This is a genomic window from Pantoea folii, from assembly GCF_056678875.1.
On sequence record NZ_JBWXON010000003.1, the window covers coordinates 198,131 to 212,982 of the forward strand.

Annotated in this window: 14 protein-coding genes; 2 read left to right on the forward strand and 12 right to left on the reverse strand. The window is 57.1% G+C overall.

Going from position 1 to position 14,852, the window contains the following annotated elements:
• Nucleotides 1-14 precede the first annotated feature (14 nt).
• On the forward strand, nucleotides 15-1,883 hold the full coding sequence (locus tag AC1MDE_RS05905; RefSeq protein ID WP_374754030.1) for an amidohydrolase: 1,869 nt from the start codon (nucleotides 15-17) through the stop codon (nucleotides 1,881-1,883).
• Between the two features lie 102 nt (nucleotides 1,884-1,985).
• Here AC1MDE_RS05905 and AC1MDE_RS05910 read toward each other — a convergent pair whose 3' ends face one another.
• Nucleotides 1,986-2,933 (reverse strand): sensor domain-containing diguanylate cyclase, encoded by a 948-nt coding sequence (locus tag AC1MDE_RS05910; protein ID WP_058959302.1) that lies wholly within the window; start codon nucleotides 2,931-2,933, stop codon nucleotides 1,986-1,988.
• 394 nt (nucleotides 2,934-3,327) lie between these two features.
• Here AC1MDE_RS05910 and uxuA point away from each other — a divergent pair, with 394 nt between their 5' ends.
• Complete coding sequence (gene uxuA, locus AC1MDE_RS05915; RefSeq protein WP_034823371.1) at nucleotides 3,328-4,392, forward strand: mannonate dehydratase; 1,065 nt, start codon at nucleotides 3,328-3,330, stop codon at nucleotides 4,390-4,392.
• 66 nt (nucleotides 4,393-4,458) lie between these two features.
• Here uxuA and fabF read toward each other — a convergent pair whose 3' ends face one another.
• From fabF to AC1MDE_RS05970, 11 genes are all read right to left on the reverse strand, one after another.
• A complete protein-coding gene (gene fabF / locus AC1MDE_RS05920; RefSeq protein WP_480344377.1) occupies nucleotides 4,459-5,733 on the reverse strand; it encodes a beta-ketoacyl-ACP synthase II in 1,275 nt (424 codons plus the stop codon).
• A 10-nt stretch (nucleotides 5,734-5,743) separates the two neighbouring features.
• The gene (locus AC1MDE_RS05925; RefSeq protein ID WP_479401534.1) at nucleotides 5,744-7,300 is read right to left on the reverse strand and encodes a DHA2 family efflux MFS transporter permease subunit; all 1,557 of its coding nucleotides are present in this window, start codon (nucleotides 7,298-7,300) and stop codon (nucleotides 5,744-5,746) included.
• The gene (locus tag AC1MDE_RS05930; protein WP_480344378.1) at nucleotides 7,297-8,337 is read right to left on the reverse strand and encodes an HlyD family secretion protein; all 1,041 of its coding nucleotides are present in this window, start codon (nucleotides 8,335-8,337) and stop codon (nucleotides 7,297-7,299) included. The genes AC1MDE_RS05925 and AC1MDE_RS05930 overlap by 4 nt, the downstream gene beginning before the upstream one ends.
• Nucleotides 8,334-8,876, reverse strand: coding sequence for a winged helix-turn-helix transcriptional regulator (locus tag AC1MDE_RS05935; RefSeq protein ID WP_034823322.1), 543 nt, complete (start codon nucleotides 8,874-8,876; stop codon nucleotides 8,334-8,336). The genes AC1MDE_RS05930 and AC1MDE_RS05935 overlap by 4 nt, the downstream gene beginning before the upstream one ends.
• A gap of 224 nt (nucleotides 8,877-9,100) precedes the next feature.
• Nucleotides 9,101-9,793 (reverse strand): amino acid ABC transporter permease, encoded by a 693-nt coding sequence (locus tag AC1MDE_RS05940; RefSeq protein WP_034823323.1) that lies wholly within the window; start codon nucleotides 9,791-9,793, stop codon nucleotides 9,101-9,103.
• 16 nt (nucleotides 9,794-9,809) lie between these two features.
• Nucleotides 9,810-10,499 carry an amino acid ABC transporter permease gene (locus AC1MDE_RS05945; RefSeq protein ID WP_197080186.1) on the reverse strand — a complete coding sequence of 230 codons (690 nt, stop codon included), beginning with the start codon at nucleotides 10,497-10,499 and terminating at the stop codon, nucleotides 9,810-9,812.
• Between the two features lie 79 nt (nucleotides 10,500-10,578).
• Complete coding sequence (locus tag AC1MDE_RS05950) at nucleotides 10,579-11,394, reverse strand: transporter substrate-binding domain-containing protein (protein ID WP_034823325.1); 816 nt, start codon at nucleotides 11,392-11,394, stop codon at nucleotides 10,579-10,581.
• Nucleotides 11,395-11,414: 20 nt separating this feature from the next.
• Nucleotides 11,415-12,152 carry an amino acid ABC transporter ATP-binding protein gene (locus AC1MDE_RS05955; RefSeq protein ID WP_058959296.1) on the reverse strand — a complete coding sequence of 246 codons (738 nt, stop codon included), beginning with the start codon at nucleotides 12,150-12,152 and terminating at the stop codon, nucleotides 11,415-11,417.
• 12 nt (nucleotides 12,153-12,164) lie between these two features.
• On the reverse strand, nucleotides 12,165-12,731 hold the full coding sequence (locus AC1MDE_RS05960; protein WP_058959295.1) for a peroxidase-related enzyme: 567 nt from the start codon (nucleotides 12,729-12,731) through the stop codon (nucleotides 12,165-12,167).
• Nucleotides 12,728-13,210 carry a CMD domain-containing protein gene (locus tag AC1MDE_RS05965; RefSeq protein ID WP_479414340.1) on the reverse strand — a complete coding sequence of 161 codons (483 nt, stop codon included), beginning with the start codon at nucleotides 13,208-13,210 and terminating at the stop codon, nucleotides 12,728-12,730. The genes AC1MDE_RS05960 and AC1MDE_RS05965 overlap by 4 nt, the downstream gene beginning before the upstream one ends.
• Nucleotides 13,207-14,661, reverse strand: a complete 1,455-nt coding sequence (locus AC1MDE_RS05970) for an NAD(P)-binding domain-containing protein (protein ID WP_479414339.1) — start codon at nucleotides 14,659-14,661, stop codon at nucleotides 13,207-13,209. The genes AC1MDE_RS05965 and AC1MDE_RS05970 overlap by 4 nt, the downstream gene beginning before the upstream one ends.
• Nucleotides 14,662-14,852: the final 191 nt, after the last annotated feature.

Consider the following 14,852-nt stretch of genomic DNA (forward strand, 5'->3'; position numbering starts at 1 on the left):
CTGGAGAAGAGATGATGACAACGGCCACACTGATTTTTACCAACGGCAAATTCCACACGGTGGATCGCGCCAACCCGTTCGCCACTGCGGTGGCGATCAAAGACGGCAAGTTTCTCGCGGTAGGCAGCGAAGCGGAAGTGATGCGCTTTACTGGTAACGACACGCAGATTATTGATGCCAAAGGCCACACCGGTATTCCTGGCCTTAACGACTCACACCTGCACCTGATTCGCGGTGGCCTTAACTACAACCTTGAACTGCGCTGGGAAGGCGTACCGTCACTGGCCGATGCGCTGCGTATGCTGCGTGAACAGGCGCTGCGCACCCCTTCACCGCAGTGGGTGCGCGTCGTCGGCGGCTGGAGTGAATTCCAGTTTGCTGAACGCCGCATGCCGACGCTGGATGAGATCAACGCCGCCGCGCCGGATACGCCAGTGTTCATCCTGCACCTGTATGACCGTGCCCTGCTGAACCGCGCTGCGCTGCGCGTGGTCGGTTACACCAAAGACACGCCGAACCCACCGGGCGGTGAAATCCAGCGTGACAGCAACGGTAACCCGACCGGCATGCTAATTGCGCGCCCTAACGCCATGCTGCTGTACGCCACGCTGGCGAAAGGACCGAAGCTGCCGCTGGAACAGCAAGTTAACTCCACACGTCAGTTTATGCGTGAGCTGAACCGCCTCGGCCTGACCAGCGCCATTGATGCGGGCGGCGGCTTCCAGAACTATCCCGATGATTACGATGTGATTTCGGAACTGCACGCCAAAAAGCAGCTGACGGTGCGCATTGCCTACAACCTGTTTACTCAGCGTCCCGGCCATGAACTGGAAGATTTCGAGAAGTGGACCGACATGCTGAAGCCGGGCCAGGGCACCAATTTCCTGCGTCACAATGGAGCGGGCGAGATGCTGGTGTTCTCGGCGGCAGATTTCGAAGACTTCCTCGAACCGCGCCCCGACCTGGCCCCCGGCATGGAAGATGAACTGGAGCGCGTGGTGCGCCATCTGGTTGAGCATCGCTGGCCGTTCCGTCTGCATGCCACCTACAACGAATCGATCAGCCGCATGCTGGACGTGTTTGAAAAAGTAAACCGCGATATTCCGTTTAACGGCCTGCACTGGTTCTTTGACCACGCCGAGACCATCACCGAAGCCAACATTGAGCGCGTCAAAGCGCTGGGTGGCGGGCTGGCCGTGCAGCATCGTATGGCATTCCAGGGCGAATACTTTGTCGATCGCTACGGTAAAGAAGCCGCCAAACAGACACCGCCGGTAGCACGCATGTTGGATGCAGGCGTGCCAGTTGGTTTGGGCACCGATGCCACGCGCGTCGCCAGCTATAACCCATGGACCGCGCTCTACTGGCTGGTTTCTGGCCGCACCGTCGGCGGCATGCAGTTGTACGATGACAATGCGCGTATTGACCGCGAAACCGCGCTGATGCTGTGGACCAAAGGCAGCGCCTGGTTCTCCAGCGAGCAGAATGCCAAAGGGGAAATCAAAGTCGGTCAGTTGGCGGATCTGGTGTTGCTGTCGAAAGATTTCTTTAGCGTGCCGGAAGAGGAGATTAAAGGGATTGAATCCGTGTTGACGCTGGTCGATGGCGAAGTGGTGTATGCCGCAGGTGGGTTTACGCCGCTGTCACCACCACCGGTGCCAGTGTTGCCAGAGTGGTCTCCGGTGGTCACCGTGCCGGGCCACTACCGTAGCGCGCCACCGCAAGCCATTGGTCGTGCGGCGATGATGCCGAAAGTGCACCAGTGCAGCGGCCCTTGTGGGGTACACAGCCACTCACACGATGTGGCACGCCAGTCTTCGGTACCGGTGTCGGATAACCATGCCTTCTGGGGTGCGCTGGGCTGTTCGTGCTTCGCGTTTTGAGTTAAAGGCGGTTTATGGCCCTCTCCAGGTGAGAGGGCTTTGCTGCAAATGGGGACACAGACTTTGGCGGTGGCGCGGGTCTGTTTCCGCAACCACAAAAGATTACCCCGCCAGGCCAAACCCTTGCTTGCCGTTCTTCTTAATCTGGTACATCGCTTCATCGGCACGCGTCAGCGCCTCATCAAAACTAAAGTGCGGCTGCACCGTCGCCACGCCAATGGAAGCACCAATCTGCGCATGGCCGTTATCAACATCAAACGGCGTCAGTGCGGCATCCAGCACCGCCTGCATCATGATGCGCACTTTGGGGAAATCGATCAGGAACGGCATCAGCAGCACAAACTCATCCCCGCCCAGACGGCCCACCACCACGTTCGGTGGCACCTGGTCAAGAATGCGCTGGCTGAGCTGAATCAACACTTCGTCGCCACTGCGATGGCCGAGCGTGTCGTTAACATGCTTAAAGTTATCGAGATCGATAAATGCCACGCACAGCGGCCCCTGCGCTTTCATTTTGCTGAAATACGTTTGCAGCGCGTGGCGGTTGGTCAGGCCGGTCAGCGGATCGTGATGCGCCAATGAAGAGAGCTGCGCTTCATACTGCTTCTCTTTGGTCATATCAATATGCGTGCCGGTAACTTTGAGTGGATTCCCCTCTTCATCCCACTCGGTCACGCGCCCACGATCCAGCACCCAGGTAATTTTATCGTTCTTACCCAGCATGCGATGCAGCGCCTCATAGTAAGGCGCACGCCCTTCGATATGATCGTAAAACGCCTTGAGCACTTCATCGGCGTCATCGGGGTGCAGGCGTTCGCGCCAGACTTCAAACTGCGCTTTAGTCTCTTTCGGCTGGAAACCCAGCATCGAACCCCAGCGTCGATTGAAAATCACCAGCTTGCCGCTGGGAATATCCAGCTGCCACAAACATAAACCGGTTCCGTCCAGCGCCGCATTCAGCTTGTTTCGCGCGTCATGCGCTATGCGCTTTAAGCGCGCATTATGCTTTTTCAGGTTCTGAATCTGCTGACGCAGCGCTTCTTCGGACATGATAGCTGACGGAGAGGAAATAAGGGTTATTTTGCCTGCCAGGAAGTTTCTGATAAATAAAACAAATGAAAAGCCGATCAGTAGCGGAAAATTGCATCAAGCTCAGAGGGAACGGCGAAGCATTGAGGTTATTTCAGCTAACAAAACTTTCTTTATTCCTGCAAGGCAGTAGAAAACGCGCCTGGGAAAAGGCGTACCTCTTCTTTCCGTTCTCGTTGCGTTAGCACCCGAACTAAATTTAGGCCGCGTAAATCCGCCACACCGCCTGCTTTTCCGAAGAAATTGTGTTCTGTGACGCGGATCAAGAGATATTCGTTAGTCGATGCTGTGATCATGTTTACTAGAATGGTAGTTTAACAGTTATCGCAGCAACACGATGACGGTGGATGAGATTATGCAACTGACAATGCGTTGGTTTGGTCCCAAAGAAGATAAAGTTTCGCTGGAATATATACGCCAGGTGCCGGGTGTACGTGGCGTAGTCGGCGCGCTGTATGACGTGCCGGTCGGGGAAACCTGGCCGAAAGATAAGATTAAAGCACTGGTTGATCAGGTACATGCCGCCGGTCTGACGGTGGAAGTGATCGAGAGCGTCAACATTCATGACGACATCAAGATCGGCCTGCCGAGCCGCGATCAATATATTGAGAACTACAAGCAGAGCATTCGTCACCTCGCTGAAGTCGGCGTGAAAGTGATCTGCTACAACTTCATGCCGGTATTTGACTGGATGAAGACCGACATGAACTACGTGCTGCCAGACGGCTCACTCACCATGGCGTTCGAGAAGAAAGGCATCGATAAGAGCCTCGACGAAGTGGTGCAGGAAGTGTTGGGCAACTCAAACGGTTTCGCGTTGCCAGGCTGGGAGCCAGAGCGTCTGGCGAAAGTGCAGGATCTGTTTGCGCAATACAAAGACGTTGACGACAACAAGCTGCGTGAAAACCTCGCTTACTTCCTGAAAGCGGTGATCCCGGTATGTGAAGAAGTGGGCGTGAAGATGGCGATCCATCCTGACGATCCACCGTACTCGATCTTCGGTCTGCCACGCATTGTGAAGAATCGCGAAGACCTCGACTGGATCTGTAACGTGGTGGATTCAGAGGCTAACGGCATCACGCTGTGTACCGGATCGATTGCGGAAGATCCGCAGAATGATGTGTACGGTATTCTGGCCGAGTTCTCACGCCGCAAACGTATTCCATTTGCGCACGTACGTAACATCAAGATTATTCAGGACAAAGATTTCTACGAGTGCGCACATCCTACTGAGTATGGCTCGCTGGATATGTACAAGGTGCTGCAATCGATGCACGACAACGGCTTCGATGGCTACATTCGTTCCGATCATGGCCGCTTTATCTGGGGCGAAACCGGACGTCCGGGCTACGGTTTGTATGACCGCGCACTCGGCACCACTTACCTGATGGGTCTGTGGGAAGCGCTGGAAAAGCGCTAATTCACCCTGCCCTCCAGGCCGCTGATAACAGCGGCCTTTTTTATTGCCGTCAGTCTTCCCAGCACGTTAACGAGAAACCTCATCCCAACCCTTAAACAGCAAGCTGGCATTCACGCCGCCGAAGCCAAAGCCGTTCGACAGCACATGCTGCATCACCATCGGCAGAGGTTTCATTGCCACCAGATTCAGCCCGGCAGCGGCTTCATCGGGATTTAGCAGATTGAGCGTGGGCGGTGCGATTTGATCGCGCAGTGCCAGGATCGAGAAGATCGCCTCCACGCCGCCCGCGGCACCCAGCAGATGCCCGGTGGCGGATTTCGTCGAGGTGATCGCCACATTGCTGTCCGCAAACAGCGTGCGAATGGCCGCCAGCTCGCCTTTATCGCCCACCGGCGTGGAGGTGGCATGAGCGTTGATATGCTGCACCTCGGCTGGGGTGATGCCCGCCTGCGCCAGCGCAGTCTCCATCGCACGGCGAGCGCCCTCACCGGTTTCCGGTCCGGCGGTGAGATGGTAGGCATCGGCACTGGTGCCATAGCCGACCAGCTCCGCCAGCGGTGTCGCACCGCGTGCCTGTGCATGTTCCAGAGATTCAATCACCAGCAGACCCGCGCCCTCACCCATTACAAAGCCATCGCGGTCACGATCAAACGGACGAGATGCCTGTTCAGGATGATCGTTAAATCCGCCTGACATCGCTTTCGCAGCCGCAAAGCCCGCAAGACTGACGCGATGGATTGCCGCTTCAGTGCCGCCGCACAGCGCGACATCCGCCTCGCCGCTGCGAATCATTCGCGCCGCATCGCCAATCGCCTGCGCGCCCGCTGCGCACGCCGTTACCGGCGCGCCAATCGGGCCGCGAAAACCGTGGGCAATCGACACATGCCCTGCCGCCAGATTGGCGAGGAAAGAGGGAATGGTAAACGGCGATAAACGACGCGGGCCGCGATTGGTGGTGGTTTCAACCGCGTTGGCGATCTCGTTGAAACCACCAATGCCAGTAGCAATCACCGTCGCGGTGCGCTGGCGATCTGCCTCATCCTGCGGGAACCAGTTGGCTTGCGTCAGCGCTTCATGCGCCGCCACCAGCGCAAACTCAATAAAGCGATCCATTTTCTTGCGATCTTTTGGCGCGATCACGCGCTCGGGATCGAAGCCATGCTGCGGATCTTGATCCAGCGTAGGCACCTGCCCGGCAATTTTGCAGCTGATGTCCTGTACCATCTCGTCCGGTAAGGCGCTGATCCCCGATTTTCCCGCGAGCAATGACTGCCACACCGCTTCTGTACCGCAGCCGAGCGGGGAAACCATCCCCATACCAGTAATCACAATACGTTTCATCGATAACTCCTTAAGCTGCGGGCTTTTTCATCAAAGGCACCAGCAGCGCAGCGATACAAAATCCGACCATGATCAGCCAGAATGCGTCCGAAAAAGCCTGCGTGCGCGCCTCGCGCAGGGTGAGTGAAGCCAGCGATTGCAGCGCCGCCGTGTGCGCCGCATCCAGGCTTAATCCGTTAAACATCAGGGCTGCGGTGCGCGATTGCAGATAGTCGCCGAGCGACAAACTGGCGCTGTTGAGGTGATCGGCCAGGCGGCTGAAGTGCAGATTGGTGCGGTCATTCAGCACGGTGCCGCACAGCGCAATGCCGATAGCGCCACCGAGATTACGCATCAGATTAAACAGTCCTGAGGCTAATTTTAGTCGCGCGGGTGGCAAGCTGCCGAGCGTCAGCGTCACGGTGGGCGCCACCGCAAACTGCTGCGCCATGCCGCGAAACGCCTGCGGAAACAGCAGCTCTTTTGCGCCCCAGTCATGGGTAATCGGCACAAAGAAAAACATCGATACACCAAAACTCATCAGGCCAAACGCCAGCAAAATGCGCAGATCGACGCGGTTCGCCAGCCAGGCATAAAGCGGGATCGACAGGATCTGAAAAATGCCGGTGGAGAAGATCGCTAGCCCGATCTCCAGCGCACTAAAGCCGCGCACCTGGCTGAGAAACAGCGGCGTGAGATAGATGGTGGCGAAGATCCCCACCCCGGCCATAAACGAGAAATAACAGCCGAGGCTAAAGCCTGGATCTTTTAACGCGCGCAGATCCATGATCGGCTTGGCGTGGTTTAGCGTGCGGAAGATAAACAGCACGCCACACAGCAATGCGATCCAGCCCGTGGTGGTGATGGTGCTATCGTCAAACCAACCCCAGCGCGGCCCCTCTTCCAGGGTGTACTCCAGACAGCCCAATGATAGCGCCAGCAAAACAATGCTGAAGTAATCCGCACCGCGCAGTAACTCAGGATTCGGCGAGTCGATCCTGACCAGCAGCGGCACCGCAATGGTGATGTAGATACCGGGGATGATGTTGATGTAAAACAGCCAGTGCCAGCTGAAGTTATCGGTGATCCAACCGCCTACCGTGGGCCCTAACGTCGGCGCTAATGAAGCCAGCGCCCCCACGGTGGCGGCGGCAATCACCCGCTGCTTGCCCTGGAAAAAGGCAAAGGCGGTGGTGAACACCAGCGGAATCATCGAGCCGCCCGCCAATCCCTGCAAGGCGCGAAAGGCGATCATGCTCTGAATATTCCACGCCCAGCCACACAGCAAACTCATTACCGTAAATCCGCAGGCGGAGACGGCAAACAGCCAGCGTGTGGACATCACGCTCGCCAGCCAACCGGAAAGCGGGAGGATGATGATTTCCGCGATCAGGTAGCTGGTTTGCACCCACACGGTTTCGTCGTCACCCGCCGAGAGCCCCCCGCCGATATCCCGCAATGAGGCGGAGACAATCTGGATATCCAGCAAGGCGATAAACATGCCGATGCACATGGTGGCAAAGGCGAACACCTTCTTGCTGACCGGCATCTCCGCCGGTGCCATCAGCGGTGCAGCCACGCTGCTCATCGCGCGCTTCTCTCATCCACCGTCACCGTGACGGAAAGACCAGGGCGTAGCAGACCCAGCACCGCCGCGTCGCCGTCCAGCACAATGCGCACCGGCACGCGCTGGACGATTTTGGTGAAGTTGCCAGTGGCGTTTTCTGCCGGAAGAATGCTGAAGCGTGAACCGGTGGCTGGCGACAGGCTGCCAACATGGCCATTAAAGGTGCGACCGGGTAACACGTCCGCGACGATGCGAGCCACCTGCCCCGGCTTCATATTGGCCAGCTGGCTCTCTTTGAAGTTGGCATCGATCCACAGCCCTTGCGCCGGCACCAGCGACAGTAGCTGCGCGCCGCTGCTGACATAAGAACCTGACCAGGCGCGACGATTGCCCACCACACCATCAAAGGGGGCGCGGATTTCAGTGTATTCAAGATTGAGCTTCGCCATCGCCAGCCCCGCTTGTGCCTGAGTTAAGGCGGCTTTGGCCTGCTGCTCACGGGCATCCAGCACCTGCAACTGGCGCTCGGCAACGGTTTTGTCGGCGCGGGTTTTGCTCTCTTCCGCCATCGCCTGATGGTAATCGGCCTGAGCATGATCGCGGATCTGCTGTGACACCGCGGAGCTGCTGGCCAGCGCACTGTAACGGCGCTGATCGGAGGTGGTTTTCAGTGTCACCGCCTGCGCTGCCAGCAGAGAGGCGTGCGTGCCCGCAATAGTGGCAAGTTGCAGCTGGCGCGTGGCGGCGATATCGCTTAACGCGGCTTGCTGTGCCGCCACTTCGCCCGTTGCCTGATCCACCGCCGCCAGATAATCACGGTTATCCAACTGCACCAGCAGATCGCCTTTTTTCACCTGTGCGTTGTCCTGCACCGCCAGCGTGTGAATGTAACCGGACACTTTGGCGGAGATGGCACTGATATCTGCGCCAACATAGGCATCATCGGTCGAAGGCATAAAGCGCGCGGTGTGCCACCAATAGTAGCCATAACCTGCCGCCGCTAAACCGCCGATTGCCAGTGCCAGCAGCAGAGCGTATTTTTTACGCGTGCGGGTCATGGCTGTTTCTCTGTAACAGGCGGAGAGAATTTCAGCGTGCTGTCACCCGCGCGTTTTTTCTGCAAATAATCATGGCGATAGTGCATGATCGGCGCCGCTGCCGGGCCGGGCACCATTTGGTATTTATCGCTGGTGAGTGGTTGGCCGTTTTCGCTATCGACCAGCTGCGGTTTCACTGGACGCTGGGTGGCGGTTTCCACCAGCTGCATCTGCCTTCCTTCCGGCGAGAAGTGGGTGCTGCCCCACTCGGCCAGCGCCAGGATAACGCCACGCAAATCACGTCCGGCGGGCGTAAGGTGATATTCGAAGCGCATCGGCGTGGTGCTGTAACACACCTTTTCCAGCAAACCATCTTCCACCAGCTCTTTCAGGCGGCGCGACAGGATGTTCGGCGCCACGCCGCTGTTTTTCTGGAATTCGTCAAAACGGGTAAAACCGGCCAGCGCATCGCGCATGATTAGCATGCTCCAGCCATCGCCGACGCGGCCAAGGCTGCGCGCAATCGGGCAGGCCATTTGATAGAGCGGTTCGTTTTTCATGGTGGGTATTCTGCAAAGGATCTTATGCGGCATACTGTTGCAGAGTGACTATCATTTTGCAAGTGACTTGCATAATGATAGCAAGGAGTGTTCATGGTGAAGCGCAATGAATTGCGCCGCTACCCAACCCGTGCGGGCCCTGTAGCAGCAAGATTTATCGCGCAAATTTGCCAAAAAAAACGGCAGCCACACTGGGCTGCCGTTTCATCACAACTTAGCCATCTCTAGGTGCGCACGCGCAGCGCCGCCTCAATCTTGTCGGCGATCTTAGTGACCACATAAGCAATCACCATGTAGAACACCACCGCAATCAGGAAGGCTTCGAGGTAGTAGAAATTCAGCGCCGCCGTCAACTGCGCCTGGGCAAAGATATCCACTACTTCAATCGCAAATGCCAGCGACAGGGCTTTCATGATCACCATAAACGCATTCGCCAGATCGGGGATCGCCGCCACGATAATCTGCGGGAACATCACCCGACGGAAAAGCTGTCCACCGCTGTAGCCGAGTGATAAGGCTGCATCGGATTGTCCACTGTCGAACGAGTTCAGCGCGCCTTTCCACACTTCGGCCTGGAATGCCGCGACACAGGCACTCAGTGCCACAATGATGATCACCCAGTTCGGCAGTGAATGGGCATTCACCTCGACGCCAAACAGCGTGGCAACAAAGTGCAGCGCCGGTGGCAAGCCGTAATAGGCGAGAAAAATCACCACCACCATCGGCACGCCTTTGAAGGCGATTTTGTAGGTGATCACCAGCTGGCGCAGCACGGGAATGCGGCGATGTTCGATAAAGGCAAACAACCCGCCCAACAGCGTCGAACAGATAAATACCGTGACCGCCATCAGCAGCGTCACCGGTACCGCATCGAGAATGCTCCAGAAGTCCGGCAGCAAAACCTCAGCATCAAACATGGTTTGTCTCCCCGACTCAGACGCTGGTGGTGAACTTCACGCGCGGTGCAGACTTAGAGCTGTACTTCGCATGACGTTGTTCAAAGAAGCGGATAACCAGCCACGCCACACCGCACAGCAGTGAATAAAGTACGGCCAACACCAGATAGGTGCCGAACTGATACTGGTTGTAATCGCGTTCCATAATCAGGTGCGCGGTCGCCATCACATCTGCCGCACCGATGTACATCACCAGCGCCACGTTGTGAATCAGATAGATAATCGCATTGCCGTAACCCGGCAGCGCAAAGTGCACCGCTTGCGGGCCAATCACCCGCAGCATTTTCTGGCGGAAGCTGTAGCCAAGGCTGTCGGTGGCATCATGCTGACCCCGTTCCACCGCAAGGTATGCCGGGCGCATCACTTCCGACAGATAGCCGCCGTGATACAGGCTCAGGCCGATCATCGCCGCCACATTGGCGGTAAAGAAGTCACCAAAGCCGAAATTATCGGTGATCAGCGGCATGCCGTAGAAGGCCACAAACAGCTGCAGCACCACGGGCACGCTGCGCGCATAGGAAACATAGAGATCGGCCAGCTGGCTGATCACGGGAATACGGCGCACGCGAAAAACGGTGGCGATCAGCGCCAGAAAGAACCCGGCAATCATCGCGACAAACATGATGCCGAGCGTCAGTGGCAGCGCCGACAGCAGTTCTGGAATCATGGAGGATAGATTCACGGTGAAACACTCCTGCTAAAAAGGACAGCATGCGCCCGGCTCAGCACCGGGCGCAGTGAATCTATTACTTCATGTACTTAGTGACTTCTTCGCCAAACCACTTCTGCGCCAGCTTATCCAGCGTGCCGTCGTCTTTCAGTTCTTTCAGCGCTTTGTTCACGTCATCGTTCAGGGCCTGGTTTTCGGCAGAGCGGTGGATCAGTACATAGGTATTGTTGATCACCACCGGCTCACTGGCTTTGATCGCCAGCTTCTGGTTGTCGATCACCGTCTGCTCACCGAGGTTTGAAGGCAGGATCAGCGCATCGTATTTCCCGTTCTGCACTTCTTTCAGACGATCCGGGTAAGGCACACCGGCGCTGGATGCTTTGATGGTGATTTTGTCGTTCGGGTTGTCCTGTTGCCACTGGGTGACGAACTTATACACGCCGCCGCCTGCGGTCACAGGCACGATATTCTTGCCGACCAGATCCTTCATGCCGTTGATATTGCTATCGCTGCGGCTGTAGATCTTCATCAGGCTGGCACCGATCGGTGCATCCGGGATCAGGAACTGCTTGCTGCGTGCTGGCGCTTTGTAGTAACCACCAGTCGCCATGTCGTATTTGCCGGTCACCAGGCCGGTTTCCTGCGCGATATCCGCCGCGCCTTCCATCACAAACTTGTACTGCGGCAGTTTCGCGTTAATGGCTTTCAGCACGTCCGGCTCGTAACCCTCAGGTTCGTGGCCGATGGCGCCCCATGACAGCGGTTTGGATTCCGCTGCGGTCGCGATTTTGATGGTGCGTACCGCGTCAGCAAAGCTGTTACCGCTGATCAGGGCCAGGGCGATGATGCCAGGCGCGGCCAGGCGACGTAATGTGGTTTTGATTGCAGGCATGTCTCTGATTCCTTTAATTATTAGAATGCTCGTTCTGAACTGAGGAACTGTGCAAGGCGCGGCAGGGTTGGGTTATCAAACATCTCTGTCGGACTGCCCTGCGCGGCCACGACACCCTGATCCATAAACACGATGCGATTCGAAATGCTTTTCGCGAACTGCATCTCATGCGTCACCAGCAGCGAGGTAATACCGGATGACGCCACGTCTTTAATCACTTTCAGCACTTCACCCACCAGCTCCGGATCGAGCGATGAGGTCGGTTCATCAAACAGCATCACATCCGGACGCACCGCCAAAGCACGGGCGATACCGGTACGCTGTAACTGGCCGCCAGACAGCTGCGACGGATAGTGATCAAGCCTGGCACCCAGACCCACACGCTCCAGCTCCTGCACGGCGATGTCGCGCGCTTGCTGTTTGGTTTTATGCTGGATGACGATCAGCGGATCCATCACGTTTTCCAGCACCGTCATGTTTTTGAACACGTTAAACTGCTGGAACACCATGGCGGTGCGCAAGCGGATCGCCTGGATCGCCGCTTTATCCGGTGACTGATAATCCATGCGGATCTGATCCAGCTGAATGGTCCCGGCTGATGGCTTCGCCAGATAGTTGATGCAGCGCAGCAGCGTAGTTTTCCCGGTGCCGCTTGGCCCGATGATCGATACCACATCGCCGCGTTTTACCGACAAATCAACCCCTTTCAGGATCGGATTGCTGCCGTATGAGAGCGTAATATTGTTGAGTTCTAACATCCGGTGCAGCCCTTATTTGTTCAGGTCAGCATGGCCGAGCACATGCATCAGACGGTTGGCCCAGCCAAAGATGGCGATGGCGTGGATCAGATCGATAATCTCCTGATCGTTCATGCCGACGGCGCGCAGTGCCGCCACATCTTCCGGTGTGGCTTCAGACGGCGTGACCGACAAACGGCGGGCGAAGTGATAGATCGCCGCATCGCGTTCACCTAACACATCCGCTCTATCAAAATAGATGGCACTGACCACGGCGTCACTGTCAGCTAACTGCGCATGACGGCGCGCGTGCACCACCGCACAATAGCGGCAACCGTTGACGATCGAAGCACCTAATGCGCCCAGCTCACGATCGGCGCGATCGAGGCCACCTTCGACATACATAATGGCGTTGAATAGCCCGGTACGTGCGGTGTAACTCTCGGGATCGTGCACCAGCGTGCGCACGTACTCGGAGATCTTCTTGTTGGACGGCGTGACTTTCATCGCATCGAGCTGCGCCGGTGTCGCCTGTTCAACATCCACTGGCGTGATATACGGATGCCAGTGCAGCGGCTTGAGATTAACCGACGGAATCATGCGGACCTCATCAGACGTAAACCAGCCGCGACGCGCGTCTGGAAGTTAACAAAAGCGATCAGCTCAGAGAGCGCGACGATTTGCGGATTGCTCAAACCAGCCTGCTCCAGTAAGCGAATGTGCTGCTCGGTGGCCTGAATCGGCTGCTGCGTGACCATATCGGCATGGCGCGCAATCGTAGCCAGCGGCTCTTCCGACACGGCACAACCCGATGCCAGCGCCAGTAGCGCTTCAGACGGGTTTAACGCCGCCAGTTGCGCCTGGTAATCATGTTGCAGCGGCGCATCGTAGTTCAACACCGCCATACGCTGCGCCAGTGCCAGACGCAGATCTCCAGGTAAACCCTGATCGTCTTCTGGCGTAAGTACTGACACACGGCACGCTTCCGCACCCTCAACAAATTCGGGACGCAGGCGGCGCGTCTGATACAGCGCCTCTTCTGGTGTTAATCCGGCTGCTTGATCAATAGCGTCGCTCACAACGCGTTCTCCTGTTTTAGTAACGGGGTTGAATCCACCCATTCATCGCCCTGTAATTCAGGGGTGTCAAAAGCTTGTAAGTTGGCGTAGTGCTGCTCGACGTCCTCGGCAAACAGCGATGCGGTAATACCGCGCACCAGGCGATCGGCCCCCGCGCTCACCGCAGGAATGTCGCCGGAGACTTTGCCGTGCGTCAGCATGGCGGCATCGTTGAAGCAGTGAATGTGTGCCAGCATCGGGCAGGCATCAGGCGTCAGTTCGCGGAACTCAAATGAAGGACCGAGATCTGGCGCTTCCAGCAGGCTGTGGCGCGGATTGCCCATCTCAGGCTGATAGCGACCATCGGACCAGCTGCGAATATGTGGCGCGATAGCGGCAAACTCCGGGCGGCCGTGGAAATCATTGGTGAAGCCCGTCGCGGCGATCAAAAAGTCGTAGTGCAGTGCGCCTTGGGTAGTTTCAATCAGCAAGCCGTCTTCTTCCTGTTTAACGGCGTTAATACCGCAATCGAGGAAGAAGCGCGCGTTCTCATGACGTGATACGCGCAGAGTGGAAGAGCGCGGCGGTGGGGTTTGGGTTGCGGCGGTGTAATCGACGAACTTCCACTTCCACGCGTCCGGCAGTTGATGCATACCGTGCACCACACCCTGGCTGCCAATGCCGGTCATCTTGTTGATGCGTGGCATTTCTTTGCGACGAATCAGTAGATCCACTGCACCCGCGCCCTGCTCCAGCGCAGTAGCCGCGTTATCCATCGACGAGGCGCCGGCACCAATCACCGCAATGCGCTTGCCTTGTAAGGCGGCGAAATCGATGTCATCAGCGGAGTGTGCCCAGAACTTGCGATCAATGCCCTGCAGGAAATCCGGCAAGGCGAAGCCACCGAGGCCAGAACGTCCGGTGGCCAGCACCAAACGGCGCGTATAAACACGCTCGGTTTCGGCACCTTCCAAATCCAGCGCAATTAAATCCCCGGCCTGCGCAATGCTGGTGACGCGCACGTTGTTGTGCACCGGCAAATTCAGCACCTTGCGGTACCAAATCAGGTAATCCATCCACTGCGCTTTAGGGATCTTGTCCAGCGCCTGCCACGCCTCTTTGCCCCACTGCGCAGTGAACCAGGCGCGGAAAGTCAGCTGCGCGAGCCCCAGTGCCGGGCCGTGCAACGTCTTCGGAGAGCGCAGGGTTTCCATGCGCGCGAAAGTGATCCACGGCCCCTCCAGCCCAGCGGGTGCGGCGTCATAAGCCACCACATTGCTGATGCCGGTGAACTGTAATTTGGCGAGTGCCGCCAAACCGCACATGCCCGCACCAATCACCACCACATCACGGACCGGTGCACTCTGAAAGGTGCGTTCCGGTACCCATGATTTGGCGGGCAGTTCCAGAAACTCCAGATCCTGCTGAAGCTGAGCTTCCAGCGCGGCAAGACCGTCGGCGGCATACGTCATAGAGAGATTTCCCTGGTGTCAGCGATAGCGTTGAGAGCGAGCGAAAACGGTTAAAACGCGCCGATGACCCTGCCTTATTTATTATCTGTAAAACGCATAATAGGTAGCTAACAATCATCAATACGCATAATAAGAGCTAAGTTTTCGCATAATCCTCTTGCCCTAAATCGGAGTCAAGAAATGCGCTCAGG